This window comes from Flavobacterium plantiphilum, from assembly GCF_046000495.1.
GTDB lineage: Bacteria > Bacteroidota > Bacteroidia > Flavobacteriales > Flavobacteriaceae > Flavobacterium > Flavobacterium plantiphilum.
In genome coordinates this window covers 254784-279686 of the sequence record NZ_JBELQA010000002.1, presented here as the reverse complement: position 1 = coordinate 279686, position 24903 = coordinate 254784, and the positions used below count along the sequence as shown (strand labels likewise).

Here is a 24903-nt window from a genome sequence, read left to right as displayed (position 1 = left end):
ATGAAACCATTAGAAGATTATTTAATAATAGATTTCAGCCAGTTTCTTTCAGGACCTTCGGCAAGTTTGCGTCTGGCCGATTTAGGAGCCCGCGTGATAAAAATTGAGAAACCGGGAACAGGTGATATTTGCAGAACTTTATACACTTCGGATTTGATTATGAACGGAGAATCTTCCGTTTTTCATACGATAAATCGAAATAAAGAATCCTTTGCAATTGATTTCAAACAGCCGCAAGAATTAGCAAAACTGAAGAAACTTTTGGCGAAAGCCGATGTGGTGATGCATAATTTCAGACCGGGCGTTATGGAACGCATTGGACTGAGTTATGAAGAGGTAAAAAAGATAAATCCTAATGTGGTATATGCTTCGATAAGTGGCTACGGCTCAAAAGGTGCTTATAAAGATTTGCCGGGACAGGACTTGCTGTTGCAATCCTTGACGGCTTTAACCTGGTTAACAGGAAACGAAGGCGACGGGCCGGTTCCTATGGGATTGTCTATCGTGGATATGCTGGCCGGAGCGCATTTGGCTCAGGGAATCTTAGCGGCTTTGTACCGAAAAGTGACTCAAAATACAGGTGCTTTAGTAGAAGTGAGTATGCTGGAATCGGCATTTGATTTTCAGTTTGAAACCATTACGACTTTCTTTAATGACGGTGGCGAATTGCCGGTACGAACTAAAACCAACAATGCGAATGCTTATCTGGGTGCACCTTACGGAATTTACCAGACTAAAAATGGTTACATGAGCCTTGCCATGGGTTCAATACCTGTTTTGGCTGAATTGTTAAGTTGTGAAGAACTAAAACAATTTCCCGAAAATAAATTTACATTAAGAGACGAAATAAAATCAATTTTGGCAGCGCATTTACGCACACAGGATTCGGAATATTGGTTGGGTATTTTAGAACCGGCTGATATTTGGTGTGCCAATGTGTTAAATTACGAGCAGCTTTTTGCTCAGGAAGGATTTAAGGTTTTAGACTTTGTGCAGCAGGTAGAAATGCTGGATGGCTACAGTTATAAAACTACCCGATGTCCTGTTAGAATTGATGGGGAATTATTTACTTCGGGTAAGGGATCGCCAAAATTGGGTCAGGACAATCAAAATATCATAAACGAATTTAATCTTAGCTAATGGAAAATCCAGTCTTTAGAATAGCAGTTCGAAAATTTGGGCCTTTTGAAACGGCCATGCAGCAACTTTGGGATGCATTTTGTTTAAAATACGATATTAGTATCGGGGTCGAAATGGTTCCAATGGAATTACATGATTTGTATGAACAGACTATCAGTGAAGGCGGTTTGAAAAAAGGAGACTGGGATATTGCTCATATGAACACCGACTGGATTTTTGATGCGGCTAATGCAAATGCAGTTCAGGATTTAACGTCGTTTATTGCTACTGAAGCACCTCAGAATTTTCCCGAAGGCTGGCATAATTCTTTATTGCATTTGCAGGAAATTGAAGGGGGAATTTATGGATTGCCTTTTCATGATGGTCCTGAATGTTTGATTTACAGAAAAGATTTATTCGAAGATTCGATAGAAAAAGAACATTTTAAAAAGCAGTTTGGTTACGAATTAGCTCCGCCTCAAACCTGGCAGGAATTTGAGCAAATCGCTACTTTTTTTAATCGTCCTGATAAAAATCTATACGGCTGTGTTTTTGCTAATTATCCTGACGGACACAATATGGTATTTGATTTTTGCCTGCATTTATGGACCCGTGGCGGTTCACTATTAAATGCTGAAAACAAAATGAATATCAACACCCAGGCCGCAATTGATACCTTAGATTATTACCGTTATATTGTTAAAAACACCGATGCTGTTCACCCTGGCTCTGCTGATTTTGGTTCGGTTGAAGCAGGAATGGCTTTCGCCAACGGAGAAGCCGCTATGACAATTAACTGGTTTGGTTTTGCCTCAATGTGTGAAGTTATTTCCGAATCAAAAGTAAAAGGAAAAGTTGATGTTACTACTTTGCCCTTCGCGGTAGGCGGAAAAACAGCTTCACTGAATGTTTATTGGTTGTATACAATTGGAACAGGAAGTAAAAATAAAAAGCTGGCCTATGATTTTTTACGATTTGCTACTACTGCTGAAAGTGATAAATTATTAACTAATGAAGGTGGAATAGGCTGCAGAAAATCCACATGGAAAGATGCTGAGATTAACGAAACCATTCCGTATTACCACAAGCTGGAGAGCTTACATGAAAATGCACTGACTTTACCACAAATTGCAGTTTGGCCGGATATTGCCATACTGATAGACCAAATGGTGCTGACTGCTTTAAAAACAGACATTCCATCGGCAGATTTATTAAAAAACACACAAATTGAAATTGAAAAAATACTATAATTATGCATATCCCTTATAAACCCGAATTGCCAAAAACCAATCAGCCTATAGTAATTATTGGTGCCAGCGGAATAGTAAAAGATGCGCATTTACCTGCTTATAAAATTGCAGGATTTGAGGTTTTCGGGATTACGAACAGAACTTTTGCCAAGGCTCAGGCAATGGCAAATGAATTTGGGATTCCCCACGCTTTTGAAACCGTAGCTGATGCTGTACGTAACGCTCCGGCTAATGCCGTTTATGATATTACGGTTTTACCGGAACAATACATTGAAATTTTAGAACAATTGCCTGATGGTGCTGCAGTTTTGATTCAGAAACCCATGGGAAATGATCTGGCTGAAGCCAAAGGAATTCTGGAAGTTTGCGAAAGAAAGAAATTAGTGGGTGCGATTAATTTCCAATTGCGTTTTGCCCCTTTTGTAGCAGCAGCCCGTCATTTGATTAACGAAGGGATCATTGGTGAATTGTACGACATGGAATTTAAAGTAACGGTAAATACACCCTGGGAATTATTTCCGTTAATCAAAGTACATCCGCGATTAGAGATTTTATTTCACAGTGTGCATTACATTGATTGTATCCGTTCGTTTGCAGGTGATCCAAAATCGGTTTTAGCGAAAACATGGAAACATCCGTTGAAGGATTTATCGTCTTCGCGTTCCACTATTATTCTGGATTATGGCGATACAATGCGTGCGGTTATCAATACGAATCACGATCATCATTTTGGTCCGGAACATGAAGAAAGCTACATTAAATGGGAAGGAACTAAAGGAGCTATCAAGGCTAAAATGGGCTTGCTGATGAACTATCCGGCAGGTCTGGAAGATGTTTTTGAATATGCAGTTGCCAATGATGAAGGAAAATACGAATGGAATAAAGTACAGCTGGAAGGCTCGTGGTTCCCGGAAGCTTTTGTGGGAACAATGGCAAACCTGATGCGTTACAAAGAAGGTTCGGATACGGTATTACACGCTAGTGTTGAAAACGTTCTTGGAACGATGAAGGTCGTGGAAGCCTGTTATATCAGTAATAAAAAAGGTGGAGTTCCACAAATGGAGTTATAAAAATAATAAATTAAAGTCCTCAGTCCTTAGCAATTAGTCCTTAGTATTTTGGCTAGTCACTAAGGACTAGGGACTAAGTACTAAACAACTAAAAATATGTATTTCAAATCAACTTTTTTTGAAGAGTATCAATTAGATGAAAAGCGTGTGACGCTGGGAAGAACCATAACCGAAACGGATTTTGTAGTGCATGCCGGGCATACCGGTGATTTTTTTCCGCATCACATGGATGAAGAATGGTGTAAAACACAGCCTTTTGGTCAGCGTATTGCTCATGGGACAATGGTTTTTGCAATTGGAATCGGGCTAACCGCATCAGAGATTAATCCGGAAGCTTTTTCTAAGGGTTATGACCGGATGCGTTTTGTAAAACCGGTGCATATTGGGGATACCATTCATTCAGAGATTACGATTTCTGAAAAAGGAGACGCCAAAAGACCAGAGATGGGAACGGTGACAGAGCACGTAGAAATTATCAACCAGCGAGGAGAAGTAGTGATGGTTTGCGACCATTTGTTACTGGTAAAAAGAAAAAATTAAATGACCAATAATTATCAATTATGAAAATAACCAATCAAATGGGAGATGTCCATGAGGTACCTACAGAAAAAGGACAGGGTTCAAAATATTTGTTGCCTTTTATTTTAATAACGACGCTGTTTTTCCTTTGGGGAATGGCTCACGGACTTGATGGAATTTTAATTCCGCACCTTAAAAAAGCCTGTCAGCTTAACAACAGACAATCCACATTGATTGATACGGCAATTTATTTGGCTTATTTTCTAATGGCGATTCCGGCAGGAATGATTATTAAAAAAATTGGATATAAAAACAGTATCATTACCGGTTTGTTAGTTTTTGCAACGGGAGCCTTTTTATTTGTTCCCGCAGCTAATTCGCGAGCGTATGATTTGTTTTTAATTGCGTTGTTTATTATTGGATGCGGACTGACTATTCTGGAAACCAGTGCGAATCCTTATGCAGCAATTTTAGGTCCGCCGGAATCTTCTTCTTTTCGATTGAATCTGGCTGCATCTTTTAATGGACTGGCAGTGTCGGTAGCAGGATTTTTGGGAGGTTTTTTTATTCTTTCAGGGATTAATCATACTCCGGAGCAAATGGCTGCAATGCCAGATGCAGAGCGAATAGCTTATCTGACTGGTGAAGCGGCAGCTGTAAAATTGCCTTATATCATATTAGGATCTATATTGGTTTTAGTTGCTGTTTTATTTTATTTCATGCATTTACCATCAATGAAATCTGAGAATACAGAAGTAGAGGTAAAGCCCGGATTTTTTTCAGTGTTGAAACACCGTCATTTGAGCTGGGCTGTAGTAGCGCAGTTTTTCTATGTGGGAGCTCAGGTATGTGTAACGAGTTTCTTTATCAGAATTGCTCAGAAAGAAGCAGGATTAGATGAAAAAATGGCTGCCTACTATTATGGTATTTACGGATTGTTGTTTATGATAGGGCGATTTACAGGAACTTTCTTTTTGAAGTTTGTAAAAGATTATGTGTTGCTTTCTGTTTATGCTGTTCTGAGTACAATACTTTGTGCTGTAGCGATTTATGGTACAGGAGTTTATGTTATTTATGCATTGTGGGGAATTGGATTTTTTATGTCTATTATGTTCCCAACGATTTTCTCTCTTGGTTTAGTAGGATTAAAAAACAATACCGAAATCGGTTCTTCGTGGTTGGTAATGTCTATAATTGGCGGAGCCATTTTGCCATACGGAATGGGAACTTTGATTGATATGAATCATGATGACATTCAATCAGGTTATTTGATTCCGTTAGTGTGTTTCCTGATTATCCTTTATTTTGGAGTTTTTGGACACAAGGTGAAAAAAGTAGCCTGATTCGGTTTTTTTAAAATTATTGGCCCCTTTTTTTCAGCAATGAAAAGAGGGGTTTTTTTGTTACATCGCTTTTAATTTAAACGATGCATGATTACTATTTTAATTAAATAATTTTAAATATATTTGTGAGATAATCGATTACATTTTTTATTATAACAAAAAAACAATCAAAAAAAAATCAGAATGAAAATTAAATCAGGAAATTTATTATTTATTGCTGTTGTTACTTTCTTGAGCTGCTGGTCACAAAACAGCGTAGCTCAGGTTTCCAATTCCAATGCAACTTATGAAGGAATTGAATTTAAAATGGCGATAGTTCAAGAACCGGTTATACCAAATAATTCCGTGAACATTAAAGATTTTGGTGCAGTAAGCGGAGGCGATGTTTTAAACTCAGAAGCCTTTGCTAAAGCTATTGAAGCAGTGAGCCAAAAAGGTGGCGGAAAAGTTATTATTCCTCCTGGAATTTGGTTAACAGGACCTATTATTTTAAAAAGTAATCTGGAATTACATGCGCAGGCAGGAGCTTTAATTAAATTTTCACCCGATAAAAGTTTGTATCCACTTATAGAAACCAGTTTTGAAGGCTTGAATACCTGGCGTTGTATTTCGCCTCTTTACGGTAAGAATCTGGAAAATGTTGCTTTCACTGGGAAAGGAGTCTGGGATGGTTCAGGCGAAGTGTGGAGACAGGTTAAAAGAAGCAAACTAACCGAAAGCCAATGGAAAAAATTTGTAGCTTCGGGAGGAGTTGTGAATGCATCCAAAACGAGCTGGTATCCATCAGAAATTTTTATGAATGCTTCTGAAGGTGCAGACCAGAATGTACGTTTGGACTTAAAAACCAAAGAAGATTTTGAAAAAATTCATGATTTTCTTCGTCCGGTTCTAGTGAGTATTCAAAACAGTAAAAGAGTATTGTTTGATGGACCGGTGTTTCAAAATTCTCCGGCATGGAATATTCACCCGTTAATGATTGAGGATTTGATTGTTCGAAATGTATCGGTTCGTAATCCCTGGTTTTCTCAAAATGGTGACGGTCTTGATGTAGAATCCTGTAAAAATGTATTGGTAGAAAATTCCAGTTTTGATGTGGGTGATGATGCCATTTGTATCAAATCAGGAAAAGATAAAGACGGACGTGACAGAGGAATCCCGTGTGAAAATCTGGTGATCCGAAATAATATTGTGTATCATGGACATGGCGGAGTAACGGTAGGAAGCGAAATGTCCGGCGGGGTAAAAAACATGCATGTTTCTAATTGTACTTTTATGGGAACAGATGTAGGACTGCGTTTTAAAAGTAATCGCGGACGTGGGGGAGTTGTTGAAAATATCTTCATTTCGGATATTTTTATGACTGATATTCCATCTCAGGCCATTTCTTTTAATCTTTATTATGGCGGAAAATCAATTGCTGAAACTCTTGAAGAAGGAGGAACACCGGTAGAAAATAAAATGATTCCTGTGGATGAGAAAACACCACAATTCAAGAATATTTCGATGAAAAACATCACTATAGCCGGAGCTAATCAGGCAGTATTTTTACAGGGATTACCTGAAATGAATCTGGAAAATATTGAAATTTCGAATTTGAAAGTAAAAGCAGATAAAGGTTTTACCATTATTGATGCCAAAGGAATTAAAATTACTGATGCAGAGATAGACCTTAAAGACACCGCAGTATTTGATGTTTATAATGCTAAAAATTTGTCGCTTAAAAATGTGGAATTCAATTCGACTTCTCCAAAAGCAGTTACGATAAACGGAGCAGCTTCTGAGAATATTGATTTATCAACTTCTGATTTGTCTAAGAAAACATTTATAGGAGCAAAAGTTCCTAAAAAAGCGGTGAAATTTTAAATAACAGACTAAAATATCCGGAATCTCCAAAATCAGCTGATTTTGGAGATTTTTTTATTCAGGAAGCAATTTTATTCATTCTTAAAAATAATAAAAGATGAAAATAACTTTGGTATTTGCAGCACTGTTTTTAACGGTTTTTTCTTTTGTATTGAAAGCTCAGCATACGGATGCAGCAGCAAATAAAAAAACCGAATGGCTGATGACGTCTTTCCTTCAACATAAAACAGAGCAAACCACAATTTTAGGAAACCCAACAATTGTTCTGTCTCCTTATGGAAACGCAGTTGCTTTTGATGGTATTGATGATGCTTTGTTTTTAAAAGAAATGCCATTAAAAGGTTTGAAATCCTTTACAGTCGAGATGATTTTTAAACCTGAAAGTAATGGCGTTTTTGAACAGCGCATTTTACATATTGGAGGTGTTACAACAGACAGAATGCTGCTGGAAATACGTGCTGTAAACAATCATTGGTATTTTGATGGTTTTGTAGCTTCCAAAGGAGTGAAATTGGCCTTGGCAACCGAAGAATTAATGCATCCTTTAGAAAAATGGTATCATGTGGTTTTTGTAGTTACAGCCAATAGTCTGACCACTTATGTTAATGGAAAGGAAGAATTACATCAGGATTATACTTTTAATCCCATTGAAGAAGGACAAACATCTATTGGTGTGCGAATGAATAAAGTCAGCTGGTTTAAAGGCGCTATTTATAAAATACAAATTTCTCCCGGAGCACTTAAACCAAATGAGTTTTTAAGACTCTAACTATAACCAATCGTAAAAATCCCAGCAACCATGACCACAAAAAAAAGAAATTATTTGGTATTTCTGATCCTATTTGTATTGTCGAATACTTTTACAAATGCCCAAGCCAAAAAAGAGACTGATGCTATTACTACCAAACCTTTTGGCGACAGCGAAAGACACTGGTACGGAATTAAAGATGAAAATAATTTAGTAAATCCGGTACCCAATCAGCCAAAATATGCCGAATCTGATTACACGAAAATTGCCGATAACATGATTCTTTTTCAGCGTGCCAATGGTGGCTGGCCTAAAAATTATGATATGAAAGCGATTCTGACACCGGAACAAGTCGAAAAAGTCGCTTCAACTAAGGCTGTTTTACATACTACTTTTGACAATGAAACCAGTTATACTCATGTGTATTACTTAGCTCAGGTTTATACAGCCACTAAAATTGAAAAGTATAAACAAGCATGCCAAAGAGGAATTCAGTTTATTCTTGATGCACAATATGCTAATGGTGGATGGCCGCAATATTATCCATTGGAAAAAAATTACAGCCGTCATATTACTCTCAATGATGGTGCTTATATGGGAATTATGAATTTGTTAGACAAAATAGTTTATAACAATCCTAATTTTTCTTTTTTAGACGAAGCACTCAGGTCAAAGGCGAAAGAGTCTTACAATAAAGGACTGGATTGCATTTTAAACATGCAAATTAAAGATAATGGCAGACTTACTGCCTGGTGTCAACAACATGATGAGGTGACTTTAGCTCCTGCATGGGCACGAAAATTTGAACCGCCAAGTATCTGCAATGGCGAAAGTACAGATGTGGTGCTGTTTTTAATGAAAATAAAAAATCCAAACGAAAGAATTATTCACTCGGTACAAAGTGCTGTAAAATGGTTTGAGGACTCTAAAATCTATAACACCCGCATTGAGTCTTTTGAAATTGATGCATTTGAGTCTAAATATAAAACCGTAAAAAGAGATGTCAGAGCTGTAGCCGATTCTGCTGCGACACCTATCTGGACGCGTTATTATGAGTTGGGTACCAATAGACCTTTATTTTCTGATCGCAACAGTGAATTGTTATACTCGCTGGCTGAGGTGAGTGTGGAACGCCGCAGCGGATATGCCTGGTATACTTCCAGTCCTCAAAAAGTACTGGATAAATATCCGGACTGGCAACAAAAATATGCACCGGATAATAATGTGTTAAAGAAATAAAGAATTTAATTTTCTAAATAGAAAAGACAGTGAGCTGTGATATGCGGCAATTTATTTACAGGCGGTTCTCAATTGAAATATTACAGCGACGATGCACAATTGAACTGAAAATTGAGTGTAGTAAAATTATGTCTGTTTCAGTCATATTGCATCAGATAAACGAAACCTGATGTTTTCTAATTGGTTAATAAATTTTACTTTTGTTATAAACCATGATGTATAACGAAATATTTAAAAGTATGAAATATAAATTTTTATCCCTGTCTGTTTTTGTATTGCTAAGCTTTACCACTAAAGCTCAGCAACTTTCAAAAAACATATGGGAGAGCAATAAACTGCCTGTACCTGAATCAGTGCTTTATAGTTCCACTGACAACAAACTATATGTAAGTCTGATTGATGGTGCCGGCAACGTAAAAGACGGAAAGGGCGGAGTTGCTATTCTGAATACCGATGGCTCGGTAAGCAATGAAAAATGGGTAGAAGGTTTAGATGCACCAAAAGGTCTGGCGCGTTATAAAAACACTCTTTTTGTGGCTGATATTACGGCATTGGTGAGCATTGATATTACAACTGGAAAAATCATTAATAAACTGGAAATTGAAAATGCTGTTTTCCTGAATGATGTAACAGTAGATAATAAAGGAGTGGTATATGTATCTGACACCCGTACTAATAAAATTCATCGCATAAAAAACGGACAGGCAGAACTTTATCTGGAAAATGTAAATGGTGCCAATGGTTTAAAATGGATCAATAAAAACCTCTATGTTTTAGCCAATACAGAACTTTTAATAATTGATAAAAATAAAAACAGAACGGTCATTGCGCAAGGTTTTGAAAAATCCGGTGACGGACTCGAACAGCTTAAAAATGGTGATTATATAGTTACCTGCTGGGCCGGTTTGATTTATTATGTAAAAGCCAATGGTGAAATCAATAAATTACAGGACGTACAGGGACAAATGAACACCGCTGACTTAGGATATAACCCTAAAGAAAACATTTTATATATCCCTACTTTTAATCATAATAGTGTGATTGCTTATCAATTGCTGATGGATTAAAATTTCTTAAGAAAATGTAAAATAGAAAAAAACCTTTGCAGTGATGTAAAGGTTTTTTTGATCTTAAAAATGTTTTATAAAAATTCAATGTATATTCAATAGTTTTTCAGATAAAGACTTTATTACTGTTTGTAAACCTCCCCTTTTATTCACTATCATTTGTAAATTCAAGTTTAACGTTGAGTTAATAATTTAATAATCAACCAAGAGTATTTTTGTAAAAATCTTTTTTACATGCTTAATATTCTTTTTTTTGTTGCATTTCAGTCATTTGTATTAGTGTTTTTGCTGTTCCTGAATAAAAAGGACAAAAAAGAAGATTACTATTTAATGTCTTTTTTTGGAATAGTATTTCTGCATATCGTTTTTAAAATGGCTTTGTCTTATTTTTTTAATGATTTGGTGTTCAATAAAGTTCATGCCAGTTTTTCATTATTGTACGGACCTGTGCTTTATTTTTTCTACGCTTCGGCTTACGGAATTGAGTTGACAAATAAAAAAGTATTTCTTCATACCCTTCCGTTTCTTTTTTCTTCGGTGGTTAATATAGGAATGCTGATTCATTTGTTTTTCTTTGAAGAAAACGATCAATGGGTAGAAATTTACGATATATTCTCGATGATGCTTTTTGTTCCGTCTTTGCTTTTGTATTCTCTTTTTTGCTTAAAAAAAATAGCTTTTAGCTTCGATTTTAAAGATGAAACTATTATTGGCTTAAGAAATAAAATGATTCAGTTGTTGAGTTATATGCTTTTATTTTCTGGTTTTTTGGCGGTTTTGGGGTTGTTTTTTACTATCATTCATTTTGAAAGTATTCTCAATCTAAGGTATTTCTATTACGGTTTTTTGTTAGTTATAATGATTACTACTTTAAATTACAGAATAAAATTGACTCATAAATTTCAGCTTAGTAACGAAGAGGGTAATGTAATTGAAAAAGCAAAAGAAAAGTATAAAAATTATGATTTGAATGAGGATGAAATGGATGCCATCATCAATAAAATTAATCACTCTTTCGAATCTCAAAAAGTATATCTTAATCCTGACTTTAGTTTAGATTTACTGTCTCAAAATATCAATATTCCTAAAATAAAAATTACTCAGGCACTCAATATTAAATTGGACAGTAATTTTTACAATTATCTTAATTATTTCAGAATTGAAGAATCCAAACGATTAATTAAAAAATCTAAGAACTCAAGTTTAATAGATATTAGCATTGAAAGCGGATTTAAAAATAAATCGACCTTTTATAAAAACTTCAAACTCCTTAACGGAATTACTCCAAAAGAATATCAAAAAAATCTGCTTTTGAATTTCGTATAATATCCTACTAAATGAAGTATTCAATGGTTTTTAGATACATTTAATTTTTCATTAATTTCTTTTTTACAATTCGTTAATACAAAGTTAATATTGTTTAATATATTTTTTTTCAGTGTTTTATAATTGTTTTTAATCAAAATTAATACAGTTAAATTTAAATCCTGTATGTCTAAATTTAAAAAGACTGCTTGCTTGAACTTCCCCGATACATTTGCCGAAAATTAAAATAATAGAAAATGAAAAAGCAATTATTGTTATTCGGGATGATTTTGTGCGGGCTTAATTTTTACGCTCAAAATCGTTCTTCAATTGTGGGTAAAATTTCAGATGGGAATGGATATTTGCCTGGTGTAAATGTTGTTGTACTTGAAGGAAAAAATGGAGTGACTACAAATTTAGACGGTTCTTTTCAACTGACAAATCTGGTTGGTGAAAAGATAAAAGTGGCTATTAGTTATTTAGGTTATAAAGAAATTACAAAAGAAGTAAACTTAGCTCCCGGAGTTAACAATTTGGGAACAATTACAATGGATGAGGAAGAAGGCGTGTTGAGCGAGGTTATAATTAAAGGATTTACCGCTCCTTCACAAATTAAAGCTTTAAGTATTAAAAAGAAATCGTTTGCCATTATGGATGTTTTAGCTGCCGATGCGGTAGGGAAATTACCAGACCGTAATGCGGCTGAGGCTGTACAAAGAATGCCTGGCGTAAGTGTGAACAGATACCACGGCGAAGCCAATCAGGTGAGTGTTAGAGGGACTCCTTTTGGTTGGAATTCTACTTTGTACAATGGGAACAGATTGCCGAGTGCTTCCGTTTTTGGTTCGAGAAACACCTTGCTGGATGCGATTCCTACCGAGATGATTCAATATATTCAATTGTCAAAAGCCATCACTCCCGACATTGAAGGAGATGCTATTGGGGGGTCGGTTGATTTTATTTCCCGTATTGCTCAAAGTAAAGATATGCTGAATGTAAGTTTGGGCGGAGGTTACAATCAACGTGCAAATAAATCGACTTATAATGGTTCTGTTGTTTTTGGGAAAAGATTTTTTGATAAAAAATTAGGAGTGGTTTTAGCAGCTTCTATTTGGGACAGAAATTTTTCTACAGATGAAATGGTAGTTGATTATAACATCAATGCTGCCAATCAGGGTCAACGTTATGCCATCAATAGTGTGAATGCAAAACGATATTTTGGATCCAGAAAAACAAAAGCCTTTAGTGGAACTATAGATTTTGAGTTGAACGAAAGCAACAAGTTCTTTGGTAAATTCCTGATTGATAAATTTGAAGATGTTCGTCCGGTTTATGAATCATTTTATGATTTTGCAAAGAAAAGATATGTGTATAGCTACCGTTATTCTTTTTATGAAACAGCTTTGAATTCATTTGAGGTAGGAGGAAATCATTTGATAGGTTCAAAGGTAAAAGTGGATTGGTCAGTATCAAGCAATGATATGGATTATATTTTGAATACACCGCCTAATATGCCTAAAAACCAAAGAGGTTTGCCTATTGCACAGTTTACTCAAAATTTATCAGGAGATTTTGGAAACCGCGCTACAGATGGATTGGTTTATAATTTATTTGATTCTCCGGATGCTAATGGAGTTGATTTATTCAATATTGATCCAAAATTGACTAATCCGAATGACTTTTTAGATCCAACACGTTTACAATTGACACAGTTGGTTATTTATCAAACCAACCAAAAAGATAAAGACAAAATCGCACAGTTTAATTTGACATACAATCCAACCGCTGCGCTGAGTTTGAAAATGGGTGCTAAGGGGAAGTTAAAAAAATACGAGGGTCAATTGACTCCTTTAGCATTCTTGCCTGGTGCAGCTTTAGGGATTCCGGGTTCTCCGGCATTACGGACTTTGAGCGAATTTAAAACAGAGGCTTATCCTAATGAGTCAACTTCGTTTAAAGAAATAGGAGGGACTTTTGCTCCTCTTATTGTTGACCCAATTACTAAAGGCGAATTGTTCCGAATATTTACACCAGATTATTTAGCTGATAATGGTTTTGCAGACTATTCTTCAAAATCAAACCCTACTACAAAATATGTGGCTCATGAGAATGTGTTTAGTAATTATTTGATGACTACTTATAAATTGACTGACAAAACAACACTTATAGGTGGTGTTCGTAATGAATATACCATGATTAATATTAAGAGTGCTAAATATGATGTGGAAACTAAAACGGTTACTACTGTTGAAGAAAACAATTCGTATAATGCCTTTTTGCCTATGCTGCATATTAAATATGCTGCTAATGATTATATGAATATTAGGGCTGCCTATACCAGAACATTTTCCAGAGCTAATTTTGGAGATTTGAATCCTGGAGAAAATGTAGATACAACAAATCCGGGCTTGGTTAAAATTACGAAAGGAAATGCTGATTTGTTGCCAACATTTGCAAACAATTTTGATCTGATGGGCGAATATTTTCTGGACGATATTGGTTTGATTACAGCCGGTGTTTTCTACAAAGATTTGTCAAATTATATTTTCAAAGATTTATCAGTTCAAAAAATAGACAATTTCGATTACTTAATTACACAACCCAAAAATGTAGAAAATGCCAGTTTATATGGTTTTGAAATGGGAATTACCAAACGGTTTACCGAATGGGATAATTTCTTCGGCGGATTTGGTATCGATTTAAATGGAGCTTTCATTAAATCCAGCTTAAAAGTAAATCGATTTGATGCTGATGGAGGTTTAGTTGCAGTGGATAAAACAACTTTGCCTAATCAATCGAAGTTTTTATTTAATTCCTCTATTTTCTATGAAAAATATGGTTTTATGTTCAAAATTGCCGGAAACTATAGAGGAAAATCAGTAGAAACGATTAATCAAAATTTAGGCCCTGATTATTATATCTCGGCCAGAAGTAATTTCACCGTAGATTTTTCAGCAGATTATTCCATCAGTGATAAGCTGAAAGTTTTCATGGAAGTACGCAATTTAGCTAATACTCCTTTTCAACAGTATTTAGGAACTAACGAAAAAAGATTTACCAGCAGTGAATGGTCAGCTATTAACGGTCAGTTAGGGGTTAAATATCAAATTTTCTAATAATTACAAACAATAATTAAAGCGTCCTGCAGCTGCAAATCGATTTCGGTTCAGGGCGCTATTTCCAAATCTTAAAATTAAAAAAAAAATGAAAAAGAATTTATTTTACGTACCGTTATTGGCAATGTTTTCAGGGTTACAATTAAGTGCACAACAAAAAGTGTTTTTCCAGGACAGTCCTAATTTTAGAAACTTTTCAGAAATTGTAAATGCTGAAGGGAAAAAAATCAAAACGAATATTTATCGCTCAGGTAGTTTTTCTAATCTTAATGAAGACGAAAAAAAACAATTCAAAAATTTACACATTACGACAATTGTAGATTTTAGAAATGATTTTGAAATAACAAGAGAACCTGATTATGTTCCTGCCGAAAGTCATATCGAAGTCAAAAATGCTCCTATTGGAGATATTGGATCAAAATCAATGCAGGGTTTTATGAAAGCGTTGGCAAAACCCGATTTTGGAGCACAACAAGCCGATTCTTTAATGGTAGATGCTAATAAAAGTTTTGTTGCTAACATTGCCGATTTCAAGCCTTTTTTTGAAAGTTTAAAAGACGATAAATCGGTAGTTTTATTTCATTGTTCAGCCGGAAAAGACAGAACTGGTTTTGCGGCTTCCATGTTCTTGCATATTTTGGATGTTCCCAAGGATGAAATTATGAATGACTATTTAAAATCAAATGAAGCTGTTCAATATGTAGATGATAAAAAATTGGCAATGTACGGGATTCCGGCAGAAAAGATGAAATTACTAATGGGAGTAAAAGCTTCTTATTTAGAAGCTGCTTGGAATGATGTTGCTGCTAAATACGGTTCGGTTGACAATATGCTGTTAAAAGAGTTTGGTATTGATGCTTCTACAAAACAATTAATCAAGAATAAATATTTGATTAATTAGTGTAGCATTTTGTTTTTGTTTTATTTTTTTAGAAAAGGTTGTTTTTAGTTACTAAAAACAGCCTTTTTGCATAATGCCTAACTTTTGCACCTGATCCCAAAATTGATTTTTTTTCTATTCAGATTATCTACTTTTTGTTTAATCCCCAACTTTTGAACCTGATCCCTCGAACCTAGCGGAATAAGCTTAGGTTTTAAACAAATAAAAGCCTCTACATTGTTGTAAAGGCTTTCTAAAAGCTCCTCCGCAGCGGCGGACTCGAACTAATCTGAATAAGCTTAGGTTTTAAACAAAAAAAAGTCTCTACACTGTAAAGACTTTCTAAAGCTCCTCCACTGCGGCGGACTCGAACCAGGTTCGAAATATGTCTAAAACAAAAAATCCAGTTTAAATGAATAAACTGGATTTTTCTAAAAAAGCTCCCCTTCTTGGGCTCGTTCCGATAGCTATCGGAACAAGGACTCTCTGATTAACGATGTTTAAGTAGTAGTTTTTCGGAAATTTCAGGATATTTTTTGAGATTAGAAATGTATGTTTTGCTTTTCATGTCTTTTATGTGTCGCTCTATTTTTCTTGCTTGAAAAATATCGGTACATTCAATAATATGAAATAATACCCAGTCATTGGCTATTTTAGTGTATGAGTTTTCAAATATACCAGAGTTGTGCCATTGTAATCGAAGTTCAATATCTGAAGTTTCACCGATGTAGAAAGTGTCTTTCTCTACAGAATAAATGATGTAAACAAAGTGCATAGATATAGTGGATTTTTTAAACAAAAAAAGCCACTCAATTTCTTGAATGGCTTTCTAAAAAAGCTCCCCCTCTTGGGCTCGAACCAAGGACCCTCTGATTAACAGTCAGATGCTCTAACCAACTGAGCTAAGGAGGAAACTGTATATTTAATATGCGTAAGGAACGTTTTTGTTTGCTGTTCTTAAGATGTGTTATCTTGTTCTTAGCGGTTGCAAATATAAGAGCTTTTTTCAATGTAGCAAACAAAAAATAAAAAAAATTTCGATTTTTTTTACCTGCCTACAATGGCCTTATAAATGTCATTTCCATTAGCAAATACTAACAATGTGATAAGTAAAACAAAACCAACCATTTGTGCGTTCTCTAGGAATTTATCGCTCGGTTTTTTACCGGAAACTATTTCGTATAATAAAAACATCACATGACCACCATCTAATGCCGGAATAGGCAATAAGTTCATTACGCCAAGCATAATCGATAATAAAGCAGTAATATTCCAGAACACTTCCCAGCTCCATGTTTCAGGAAAAATATTATAAATAGCTGCAAATCCGCCCACTTGTTTATAAGCTCCTGTGTCCGGATTGAAAATCATTTTCAATTGTTTTCCGTAACCTATTAATTGGTCTTTTCCTTTTTCGATTCCAACAGGGATAGACTCCATGAAACTGAATTTTTCGGTACTAACTTTATAATAACCTAATTTTTCTAAAGAATCCATTCCTAAGCCTCCTATTTTAACACCTAACAATCCTTCTTTGTTTACCGTGACATTAACTTGCGTTTCTTTTTGGTCACGCAATATAGTGGCAGGAATTGTTTTTCCTTTGTTGTTTTCTAGGATGGTTTTAGCTTCATCCAGATATTTTATTTTTTGTCCGTTTAACGAAAGCAAAACATCTTTGGGTTGTAAAGCCGTATTTTTAGAATCTTCAGCAATAGCACCAATTACAAATGGCATTCGGATAGAAACAATAGGTATTTTTTCAGTTTTAGTAGATAGCTGATTAATTAAATCATTTGGTAATTTTATGGTTTGTTGAACACCGTTTCTTTCGATAAGAACTTCTTTACCCATTGCAACTTTCATGTTAATGTCATTGTCAAATTTTTCAATTTGGGTACCATCAACAGCAAGAATTTTATCTCCTGTTTTAAAACCGGCTTTGATCATAACAGGATTTTCAATTAAAAGTCCGTCTTTCAAATCGTCCATAGCAATATAAGTATCGCCATACGCAAATGCCATCCCAATGTAAATAATAAAAGCTAAAATAAAGTTGACTGTAACTCCGCCCAGCATAATAATCAAACGTTGCCAGGCTGGTTTAGAACGAAATTCCCAAGGTTTTGGAGGCAAAGCCATTTGTTCCTTGTCCATACTTTCGTCAATCATCCCTGAAATTTTTACGTAACCACCCAGTGGCAGCCACCCAATTCCGTATTCGGTTTCACCGATTTTCTTTTTAAGCAGCGAATATTTCACATCAAAAAACAAATAGAATTTTTCGACTCTGGTTTTGAATAATTTAGCAGGGATAAAATGCCCTAATTCGTGTAGTATAATCAGTAATGATAAGCTCAATAAAAATTGAGAAAGCTTGATAATTATTTCCATTTTTAATTTTCGGTTCTTTTATATTCGGCTAAAGTAACATTTTCTGTTTTAGTTGCAAAGATTTTAGGATTAGCTGGGATAATAAATGTTTGTTAATAATTTTCATTTTGCTTTTTGAAGCGTAACTTTACGTTTCTCAAAAAAACAAAATCTATGACATCCCAATTATTTTCTCCTATATCAATCAAACAAATTAACTTTAAAAACCGAATCGCCATTTCTCCAATGTGCCAATATTCATCCATAGATGGATTTGCTAACGACTGGCATTTGGTACATTTAGGCAGTCGTGCCAGTGGCGGAGCGGGATTAATTATTCAGGAAGCCACTGCGGTAGCTCCCGAAGGCCGAATTTCACCCGAAGATTTAGGAATCTGGAAGGACGGGCATATCGAAAAACTGAAAACCATTACCGCTTTTATCAAAAGTCAGAATGCAGTTCCGGGAATTCAATTGGCACATGCCGGACGAAAAGCCAGTGTTTCCTCACCCTGGAATGGTAATAAAAAGCTGACTGCTGCTGATGGAGGCTGGCAAACCGTAGCTCCATCTGCAATACCATATCACGATACGGAACCTTTTCTTCCTGAAGCTTTGGATAGAAACGGAATCCAAAAACTCATTTCCGATTTTAAAACAGCAACCCGAAGAGCTGTTCAGGCTGGATACGAAGTCCTTGAAATTCATGCGGCTCACGGCTATTTGAACCATCAGTTTTTATCGCCATTATCGAATGAAAGAACCGATGAATACGGAGGCAGTTTTGAAAACCGAATTCGTTTTACGATGGAAGTTCTCGAAGCAGTGCAAACCGAATGGCCTGCTGATTTGCCTTTGTTTGTTCGAATTTCAGCTACAGACTGGGCAGAAGGAGGTTGGAATATTGAAGAATCCATACAGTTGTCTAAAATCCTAAAAGAAAAAGGAGTCGATTTGATTGATGTTTCTTCGGGCGGACTGGTTTCGCACCAAAAAATTCCGGTAGAACCGGGCTATCAGGTGCCATTTGCTGAAAAAATAAAAACGGAAACCGGAATTTTAACAGCCGCTGTCGGATTAATTACCGAGGCTCATCAGGCAGAAGAAATTATCGTTAGCGGAAAAGCCGATTTGGTTTTATTTGCCAGAGAATCTTTGCGCGACCCTAATTTAGCTTTACATTTTGCAAAAGCATTAGAAACAGAAGTTCCGTGGCCTGTGCAATACGAAAGAGCAAAATAATTTTAGATTGCTAATTTTAGAGATTAGAATTCTGAAATCTACATTCTATTTTTGATAAATCTAAAATCTAATATAAAAAACATGAAAAAAATAAAAACAGCCTTACTTTCTTATGGAATGTCAGGCAAAGTATTTCACGCACCTTTTTTAGAACTACATCCGGGTTTTGAACTTTTGGGTTCCTGGGAAAGAAGCAAGAAATTAATTCAGGAAGATTATCCGACGGTTAAAAGCTATGCTTCTCTGGAAGAAATTTTATCAAATGACGAAATCGATTTGGTTGTTGTAAACACGCCAATTGATACTCATTTCGAATATGCAAAACGCGTTTTAGAAGCCGGAAAACACGCTATTGTAGAGAAAGCATTTACCACAACGGTTGCCGAAGCACAGGAGTTAGCAGCTTTAGCCCAAGCAAAAGGATTAAAATTAGCCGTTTTCCAAAACAGAAGATGGGACAGCGATTTGAAAACCGTACGTCAGGTTTTAACAGATGGTGTATTGGGCGAAATTGTGGAGGCCGAATTCCATTTTGACCGTTATAATCCGCTGTTGAGTCCAAAACAACATAAGGAAACTGTGAATTCAGGTTCGGGAATTCTGAAAGATTTAGGCCCGCATTTAATTGATCAGGCTTTGTACTTATTTGGTTTTCCAAAAGCAGTTTTTGCCGATATCAGAATTACCAGAGAAAATTCAGTCGTAGACGACTGGGTTGATATTTTGTTATATTATGCTGATTTCAGGGTAAGATTAAAAGCAAGTTTCTTTGTGCGCGAACCCAATCCTGCTTATGTAATTCACGGGAAAAAAGGATCATTTTTAAAACCACGTGGCGATGTGCAGGAAGATGATTTAAAATTAATGAAAAAACCTAATTTAGATTCCTGGGGAACAGAAGCGCTGGAAAAAGAAGGTTTTTTACATGCTGAAATGGAGGGTACTGTGATGCACGGTAAAATCCCGACACTTCAGGGGAATTATTATGCTTTTTTTAATGGCGTTTATAACTCAATTATTAATGATGCCGAAGAACCTGTTACGGCTCAGGACGGAGCAAGAGTTATGCAAATTATTGAAGCCGCTATTCAAAGTAGTGCCGAAAAAAGAGTGATTGATTTGTAGTTTTTTTTGCTTATAATATTAACCGCAGATCCGCAGATTTTAAATTAATCTGCGAATCTGCGGTTTTTTTACTCAAATTTGTGCTACTCTACTAAAATCTGTTTCATCCATGTTCCATTTGGGTACACTATCTGTTAAACTTATAAACGATAACGATATAATAAATGGATGTAACACTTAATTAATGTCACCTCCCGATTGCTTTTCGTATTTTTGCGGTTTCAATTTCTAAAAACACAGCGACTTTGTTACGATTAAATTTTATAGGAAGCTTCAGAGCACAGGGGAAAATCAAAAAGAGTTTTAGAAATGCTAAACTTTCTTATTTAAAAAGGGTGCGTATTGCCGTTGCTTCTTTTTATTTCGGCATGGGATTGTGTTTTGCAACCTGGGCAAGCCGGATTCCGGATATCAGAGTAGCACTCCAGCTTAGTGATGCTGATTTAGGAACTATTTTATTTGCTCTTCCGTTGGGACAGCTTACGATGATGCCCTTTTCCGGAAAATTAGTTACCCGTTATGGAAGTCATCGCCTGGTGGTTTTGTCATTGAGTATGTATGCCTTTTGTCTGACTAATTTAGGTTTGGCCACCACGGCCTGGCAATTGGCTTTGGGTTTGTACGCTTTCGGACTTTTTGGAAATATGAATAATATTGCCGTAAATACTCAGGGCGTATATACAGAACAGCTTTTTCAAAGAACTATCATGGCATCTTTTCACGGGGTATGGAGTTTTGCCGGCTTTACCGGTGCATTAGTAGGATTAGCAATGCTGGCTTTAAAATTAACGCCTTTTCATCATTTTATTGTTGTTGGAATAATTACGCTTTCTCTTATTGCTTTTAATTACAAATATTTGGTTAAAGCTAAAGAAAAACGAAAAGTTGTGGAAAAGAAGAAATTGTTTTCAAAACCCGATATGTCTCTAATCTGGCTTGGAATTATAGGTTTTGGATCGATGGCAAGCGAAGGAATTATGTTTGACTGGAGTGGAATTTATTTTAAAGATATTGTTCAGGCACCGGGTCCGCTGATAGTTTTAGGTTATACCTCTTTTATGATTATGATGGCTACCGGACGTTTTCTGGGAGACGGAATGATTAATAAATTTGGTCGAAAGCGTGTTATCCAAACGGGTGGAATTTTAATATCTTCCGGACTTTTTACCGCAGTTTTTTTACCTTTTCTAATTCCGTCCACTATAGGTTTTATGTTAGTTGGATTAGGAGTTTCTACGATTGTCCCTACACTTTACAGTATAGCAGGAAAACATCCCACGATTCCTCCTGGTGAGGCACTTACCGCTGTTTCGAGTGTGAGCTTTCTGGGTTTTTTAATGGGACCGCCTGTAATTGGGTTTATAGCAGAATTGCTCGGTTTGCGCTTCTCATTTGCTTTTATAGGAATATTCGGAATTATTATTGCTTTTCTTGTTCCCCGAATTAAAGTAATTCAATAATTTTATTGTAATCAAAAGCCCGTATTTACTCATTTTTTTCAGATTATTTTTTTGTAATATTTATTTTGTGAAAAATAATATAAAAAATAATAAATTCAAATAATTTTTTTCTTACTTTTAATTTGTCAAAAACACAATTGACTTGGGTAAGTCATTTAATACCAGTGTTTTTTGAAATTTGAAAAAATGCCCAATTTCCAGAAATAACAATCCGTACTGATATTTAAACAGTCCCTTTTGGAACTGTTTTTTGATGCTTTGAAGCCACATTTTTAAGTGGTAAGATGCTGTAAATTTTTTCTGCAAAGGATTTGCAATTAATTCTGTTGGGCTTATGAGATATTTTCTTGTTTTACTTTTTGGTATTGGAATTAGTGGTAGTGCACTGGCACAAAATGGAACTCAAATTTCAGCTAAAGTTTTAGATGCTAAAACACTAAAACCAATAGTTGCTGTGGTGGTTTCAATTCAAAACACCAACTTTACGCAACTGACTAATTCTGAAGGGACAGTTGTTTTTGAATCGATTCCGCCAGCAGATTATTTAGTACTTTTTCATAGTCAGGGTTATAAAGATGCCTTGTTTCCCATAACGGTTGAAAATACCTTAGCATTCGATTTGGGAACCATTTTGCTGGAATTAGATCAGGTGGCTGAGCAACAAGCTGCCGTAATTCAGCTTTTTGAAGATGATTTAACCGATGATAACAGCAGTTCAGAAAATACTTCGGGACTATTACAGTCTTCCAGGGATGCTTTTCAGCAGGCTGCCGCTTTCAACTGGGGACAGGCGCGGTTTAGAATTCGTGGTCTCGATAGTGAAAACGCCAATACGATGATCAACGGGATAACCATGAATAAAATTTATGATGGAAGACCGCAATGGAATAATTGGGGCGGACTCAATGATGCCACCAGAAATCAGGAATTTTCAATAGGCACTACACCGTCTGATTATACGTTTGGAGGAATTCTGGGCACTCAGGAAATCAATACCCGGGCTTCATTATATCGTACAGGGAGCAGGATTACAGTTTCGGCTACCAATACCAATTACAGTTGGCGTATTATGGGAACCTATGCTTCCGGAATGAGTAATTCTGGTTGGGCTTATGTGATTTCAGCAGGGAAACGCTATGCTGAAGAAGGTCATTTTGAAGGAACAACTTATGATGCCAATTCACTTTTTTTAAGTATCGAAAAAAGAATAAATGACCGGAATTCCGTTAATATCACCGGATTTTACACTCCTAATGAACGGGGTAAGAATTCACCCAATACAAAAGAGGTCAATACTTTAACTTCTAAAAATTATAATTCCTACTGGGGATATCAAAATGGAAAAATCAGAAATGCCAGAGTAAAAACTATCGAAGAACCTATTGTAATGCTGAATCATTATTTTAAAATTAATGATCATACAAATCTGAATTCGGCAGTAATGTACCAATTTGGAAAAATAGGAAACAGCAATATCGATTATCAAAATGCCAATAGTCCCGATCCGGCTTATTTTAGAAAAATGCCCAGTTATTACACTGCTCTCTATGGGGCTGATAAAGGAGAGTTTTCAGGTGATTTTATTCCGGATTATGATAATGCTGAGCAAAACAGAATTGCATTTTTAGCCAATCAGCAAATAGACTGGGAAGCGATGTATCGTGCCAATCAGAATCCTGTAACAGATGCTGGTTCAAATATTATTGGTTACGAACCGGCACAAAGCCATTATGTGTGGTATGAGGATCGGAATGATGACAAAACCATTGCAGTAAATTCTAATTTTAATTCACAGCTTAGCGAAAATCTGATTGTGAATGCCGGAATTTCGTTTCGGGATTTCAATTCGCATAACTATCAAAAATTATTGGATTTATTAGGGGGTGCGTTTTTTGAAGATATTGACGGTTTTTACAGCGGAACCCAGGCACAATCTGATTTAAATAATCCAAACAGGCAAGTGAAAACAGGTGATAGATACGGATACAATTACAATTTCACAGCAACGGTTCTGGAAGCTTTTAGTCAGTTCCGGTTTTCTTATAATACAATAGATTTTTATCTGGCTCAATCTTTTTCTAAGACTAATTATCAACGGGAAGGTTTATATAAAAACGGAATTTATGAAACAATTTCCTTTGGCAAAAGCCAAAAACTGAATTTTGAAAATTTTGGGTTTAAAGGCGGTATACTGTTTAAAATTTCCGGTAAGCAATCATTGAATTTTAATGCCGCTCATTTGACTAAAGCGCCTAATTTGAGAAACAGTTTCTCAAATGCCCGATTAAATAATACTATTGTCAGCGGTTTAGAAAGTGAAACGCTCAACAGTCTTGATGCAACTTACGTTTTCAGAACGCCAAAATTAAAAGCGAGAGTAACAGCCTATTATTCGACGATAAAAGATGCTACAAAAATCAGCTTTTTTTATGCCGAAGGAATATTTGATAATGAAGCCGGTTATACCAATACTAATGCTTTTGTGAGTCAGACTTTAACGCATTTAGACAGAAAAAATACAGGAGCAGAACTGAGTTTTGAATACCAGCTGAGTGCTACTTTAAAAACAACTTTTTCGGCAGCTTACGGACAATTTATTTTTGACAGTAATCCCAATGTGAGTATCAATAATGATGCGGTGGCTACGACAGAAAATACCAATCCGTCTTTTGATTTTGGTACAGCATTTCTAAAAAATTACAAACAGGCAGGGATGCCGCAACAGGCATATAGTTTGGGATTGGAATATCGTGACCCTAAATATTGGTGGATTGCTCCTAATGTTAATTATCTGGCAGAGAATTACATCGATGTTTCGCCTGTGTCGAGAACCAATCGCTTTTATACCAATCCTGCCAGTGGATTTCCTTTTCCAGAAGCCACTCCGGAAAGAGCAGCAGAATTACTGAAACAGGAACAATTTGATGCGGTGATTCTGCTGAATCTGATTGGTGGAAAATCATGGAGAATCAAAGGAAAATATCTGGGATTGTTTGCAAGTATCAATAATGTGCTGGACAGTAAATATAAAACCGGCGGTTATGAACAGGCCAGGAATGCTAATTTCAGACAACTCAATCAGGATGTTTCCAGCGGGACGCCTTCTTTTGGTAATAAATATTTTTATGGATATGGCCGAACGTATTTTGTAAATCTCAATTTCAGTTTTTAATTTAAATTTTAT

The 24903-nt window shown here is 35.7% G+C and carries 18 protein-coding genes and 1 tRNA gene; 16 read left to right on the top strand and 3 right to left on the bottom strand.

Features of this window, described 5'->3' with window-relative positions:
• From ABS764_RS03970 to ABS764_RS03915, 12 genes are all read left to right on the top strand, one after another.
• Positions 1-1140, top strand: coding sequence for a CaiB/BaiF CoA transferase family protein (locus ABS764_RS03970; RefSeq protein WP_408080204.1), 1140 nt, complete (start codon positions 1-3; stop codon positions 1138-1140).
• Positions 1140-2369 carry an extracellular solute-binding protein gene (locus tag ABS764_RS03965; protein WP_408080202.1) on the top strand — a complete coding sequence of 410 codons (1230 nt, stop codon included), beginning with the start codon at positions 1140-1142 and terminating at the stop codon, positions 2367-2369. The genes ABS764_RS03970 and ABS764_RS03965 overlap by 1 nt, the downstream gene beginning before the upstream one ends.
• A gap of 2 nt (positions 2370-2371) precedes the next feature.
• Positions 2372-3439: a Gfo/Idh/MocA family protein gene (locus ABS764_RS03960; RefSeq protein ID WP_408080200.1), complete on the top strand. Its 1068-nt coding sequence runs from the start codon at positions 2372-2374 to the stop codon at positions 3437-3439.
• A gap of 96 nt (positions 3440-3535) precedes the next feature.
• Entirely contained in the window at positions 3536-3979 is a 444-nt protein-coding gene (locus ABS764_RS03955) for a MaoC/PaaZ C-terminal domain-containing protein (protein WP_408080198.1), read from the top strand.
• Between the two features lie 20 nt (positions 3980-3999).
• Positions 4000-5301: an L-fucose:H+ symporter permease gene (fucP, locus tag ABS764_RS03950; RefSeq protein WP_408080196.1), complete on the top strand. Its 1302-nt coding sequence runs from the start codon at positions 4000-4002 to the stop codon at positions 5299-5301.
• A gap of 183 nt (positions 5302-5484) precedes the next feature.
• Positions 5485-7164, top strand: coding sequence for a glycoside hydrolase family 28 protein (locus ABS764_RS03945; RefSeq protein WP_408080194.1), 1680 nt, complete (start codon positions 5485-5487; stop codon positions 7162-7164).
• Between the two features lie 97 nt (positions 7165-7261).
• Positions 7262-7933 (top strand): LamG domain-containing protein, encoded by a 672-nt coding sequence (locus ABS764_RS03940; protein ID WP_408080192.1) that lies wholly within the window; start codon positions 7262-7264, stop codon positions 7931-7933.
• 30 nt (positions 7934-7963) lie between these two features.
• Complete coding sequence (gene pelA / locus ABS764_RS03935) at positions 7964-9151, top strand: pectate lyase (RefSeq protein WP_408080190.1); 1188 nt, start codon at positions 7964-7966, stop codon at positions 9149-9151.
• A gap of 239 nt (positions 9152-9390) precedes the next feature.
• Positions 9391-10218, top strand: coding sequence for an SMP-30/gluconolactonase/LRE family protein (locus ABS764_RS03930; RefSeq protein WP_408080188.1), 828 nt, complete (start codon positions 9391-9393; stop codon positions 10216-10218).
• Positions 10219-10452: 234 nt separating this feature from the next.
• Positions 10453-11544 carry an AraC family transcriptional regulator gene (locus ABS764_RS03925; RefSeq protein ID WP_408080186.1) on the top strand — a complete coding sequence of 364 codons (1092 nt, stop codon included), beginning with the start codon at positions 10453-10455 and terminating at the stop codon, positions 11542-11544.
• Positions 11545-11780: 236 nt separating this feature from the next.
• Complete coding sequence (locus ABS764_RS03920) at positions 11781-14639, top strand: TonB-dependent receptor (RefSeq protein ID WP_408080184.1); 2859 nt, start codon at positions 11781-11783, stop codon at positions 14637-14639.
• A gap of 88 nt (positions 14640-14727) precedes the next feature.
• Positions 14728-15540: a tyrosine-protein phosphatase gene (locus ABS764_RS03915; RefSeq protein ID WP_408080182.1), complete on the top strand. Its 813-nt coding sequence runs from the start codon at positions 14728-14730 to the stop codon at positions 15538-15540.
• 469 nt (positions 15541-16009) lie between these two features.
• Here the strand turns inward: ABS764_RS03915 and ABS764_RS03910 are convergent, their stop codons facing one another.
• The 3 genes from ABS764_RS03910 to rseP form a co-directional block, all read right to left on the bottom strand.
• Positions 16010-16294: a GIY-YIG nuclease family protein gene (locus ABS764_RS03910; protein ID WP_408080180.1), complete on the bottom strand. Its 285-nt coding sequence runs from the start codon at positions 16292-16294 to the stop codon at positions 16010-16012.
• A gap of 63 nt (positions 16295-16357) precedes the next feature.
• Positions 16358-16431 (bottom strand) — tRNA-Asn (locus tag ABS764_RS03905).
• A gap of 135 nt (positions 16432-16566) precedes the next feature.
• Positions 16567-17913, bottom strand: a complete 1347-nt coding sequence (gene rseP / locus ABS764_RS03900; RefSeq protein WP_408080178.1) for an RIP metalloprotease RseP — start codon at positions 17911-17913, stop codon at positions 16567-16569.
• Between the two features lie 153 nt (positions 17914-18066).
• Here rseP and ABS764_RS03895 point away from each other — a divergent pair, with 153 nt between their 5' ends.
• The 4 genes from ABS764_RS03895 to ABS764_RS03880 all read left to right on the top strand — a co-directional run bounded on the left by ABS764_RS03895 (position 18067) and on the right by ABS764_RS03880 (position 24891).
• Positions 18067-19134, top strand: a complete 1068-nt coding sequence (locus ABS764_RS03895) for an NADH:flavin oxidoreductase/NADH oxidase (RefSeq protein ID WP_408080176.1) — start codon at positions 18067-18069, stop codon at positions 19132-19134.
• Between the two features lie 81 nt (positions 19135-19215).
• A complete protein-coding gene (locus ABS764_RS03890) occupies positions 19216-20259 on the top strand; it encodes a Gfo/Idh/MocA family oxidoreductase (protein WP_408080174.1) in 1044 nt (347 codons plus the stop codon).
• Between the two features lie 245 nt (positions 20260-20504).
• Positions 20505-21719 carry an MFS transporter gene (locus tag ABS764_RS03885; protein WP_408080172.1) on the top strand — a complete coding sequence of 405 codons (1215 nt, stop codon included), beginning with the start codon at positions 20505-20507 and terminating at the stop codon, positions 21717-21719.
• A 334-nt stretch (positions 21720-22053) separates the two neighbouring features.
• Complete coding sequence (locus tag ABS764_RS03880) at positions 22054-24891, top strand: TonB-dependent receptor (RefSeq protein ID WP_408080170.1); 2838 nt, start codon at positions 22054-22056, stop codon at positions 24889-24891.
• The last annotated feature ends 12 nt before the right edge of the window (positions 24892-24903 follow it).

Bases quoted from the DNA above. Each gene is read 5' to 3' on its own strand.
- ABS764_RS03970 (WP_408080204.1), top strand. From the start codon at position 1: ATGAAACCATTAGAAGATTATTTAATAATAGATTTCAGCCAGTTTCTT.
- ABS764_RS03965 (WP_408080202.1), top strand. From the start codon at position 1,140: ATGGAAAATCCAGTCTTTAGAATAGCAGTTCGAAAATTTGGGCCTTTT.
- ABS764_RS03960 (WP_408080200.1), top strand. From the start codon at position 2,372: ATGCATATCCCTTATAAACCCGAATTGCCAAAAACCAATCAGCCTATA.
- ABS764_RS03955 (WP_408080198.1), top strand. From the start codon at position 3,536: ATGTATTTCAAATCAACTTTTTTTGAAGAGTATCAATTAGATGAAAAG.
- fucP (WP_408080196.1), top strand. From the start codon at position 4,000: ATGAAAATAACCAATCAAATGGGAGATGTCCATGAGGTACCTACAGAA.
- ABS764_RS03945 (WP_408080194.1), top strand. From the start codon at position 5,485: ATGAAAATTAAATCAGGAAATTTATTATTTATTGCTGTTGTTACTTTC.
- ABS764_RS03940 (WP_408080192.1), top strand. From the start codon at position 7,262: ATGAAAATAACTTTGGTATTTGCAGCACTGTTTTTAACGGTTTTTTCT.
- pelA (WP_408080190.1), top strand. From the start codon at position 7,964: ATGACCACAAAAAAAAGAAATTATTTGGTATTTCTGATCCTATTTGTA.
- ABS764_RS03930 (WP_408080188.1), top strand. From the start codon at position 9,391: ATGAAATATAAATTTTTATCCCTGTCTGTTTTTGTATTGCTAAGCTTT.
- ABS764_RS03925 (WP_408080186.1), top strand. From the start codon at position 10,453: ATGCTTAATATTCTTTTTTTTGTTGCATTTCAGTCATTTGTATTAGTG.
- ABS764_RS03920 (WP_408080184.1), top strand. From the start codon at position 11,781: ATGAAAAAGCAATTATTGTTATTCGGGATGATTTTGTGCGGGCTTAAT.
- ABS764_RS03915 (WP_408080182.1), top strand. From the start codon at position 14,728: ATGAAAAAGAATTTATTTTACGTACCGTTATTGGCAATGTTTTCAGGG.
- ABS764_RS03910 (WP_408080180.1), bottom strand. From the start codon at position 16,294: ATGCACTTTGTTTACATCATTTATTCTGTAGAGAAAGACACTTTCTAC.
- rseP (WP_408080178.1), bottom strand. From the start codon at position 17,913: ATGGAAATAATTATCAAGCTTTCTCAATTTTTATTGAGCTTATCATTA.
- ABS764_RS03895 (WP_408080176.1), top strand. From the start codon at position 18,067: ATGACATCCCAATTATTTTCTCCTATATCAATCAAACAAATTAACTTT.
- ABS764_RS03890 (WP_408080174.1), top strand. From the start codon at position 19,216: ATGAAAAAAATAAAAACAGCCTTACTTTCTTATGGAATGTCAGGCAAA.
- ABS764_RS03880 (WP_408080170.1), top strand. From the start codon at position 22,054: ATGAGATATTTTCTTGTTTTACTTTTTGGTATTGGAATTAGTGGTAGT.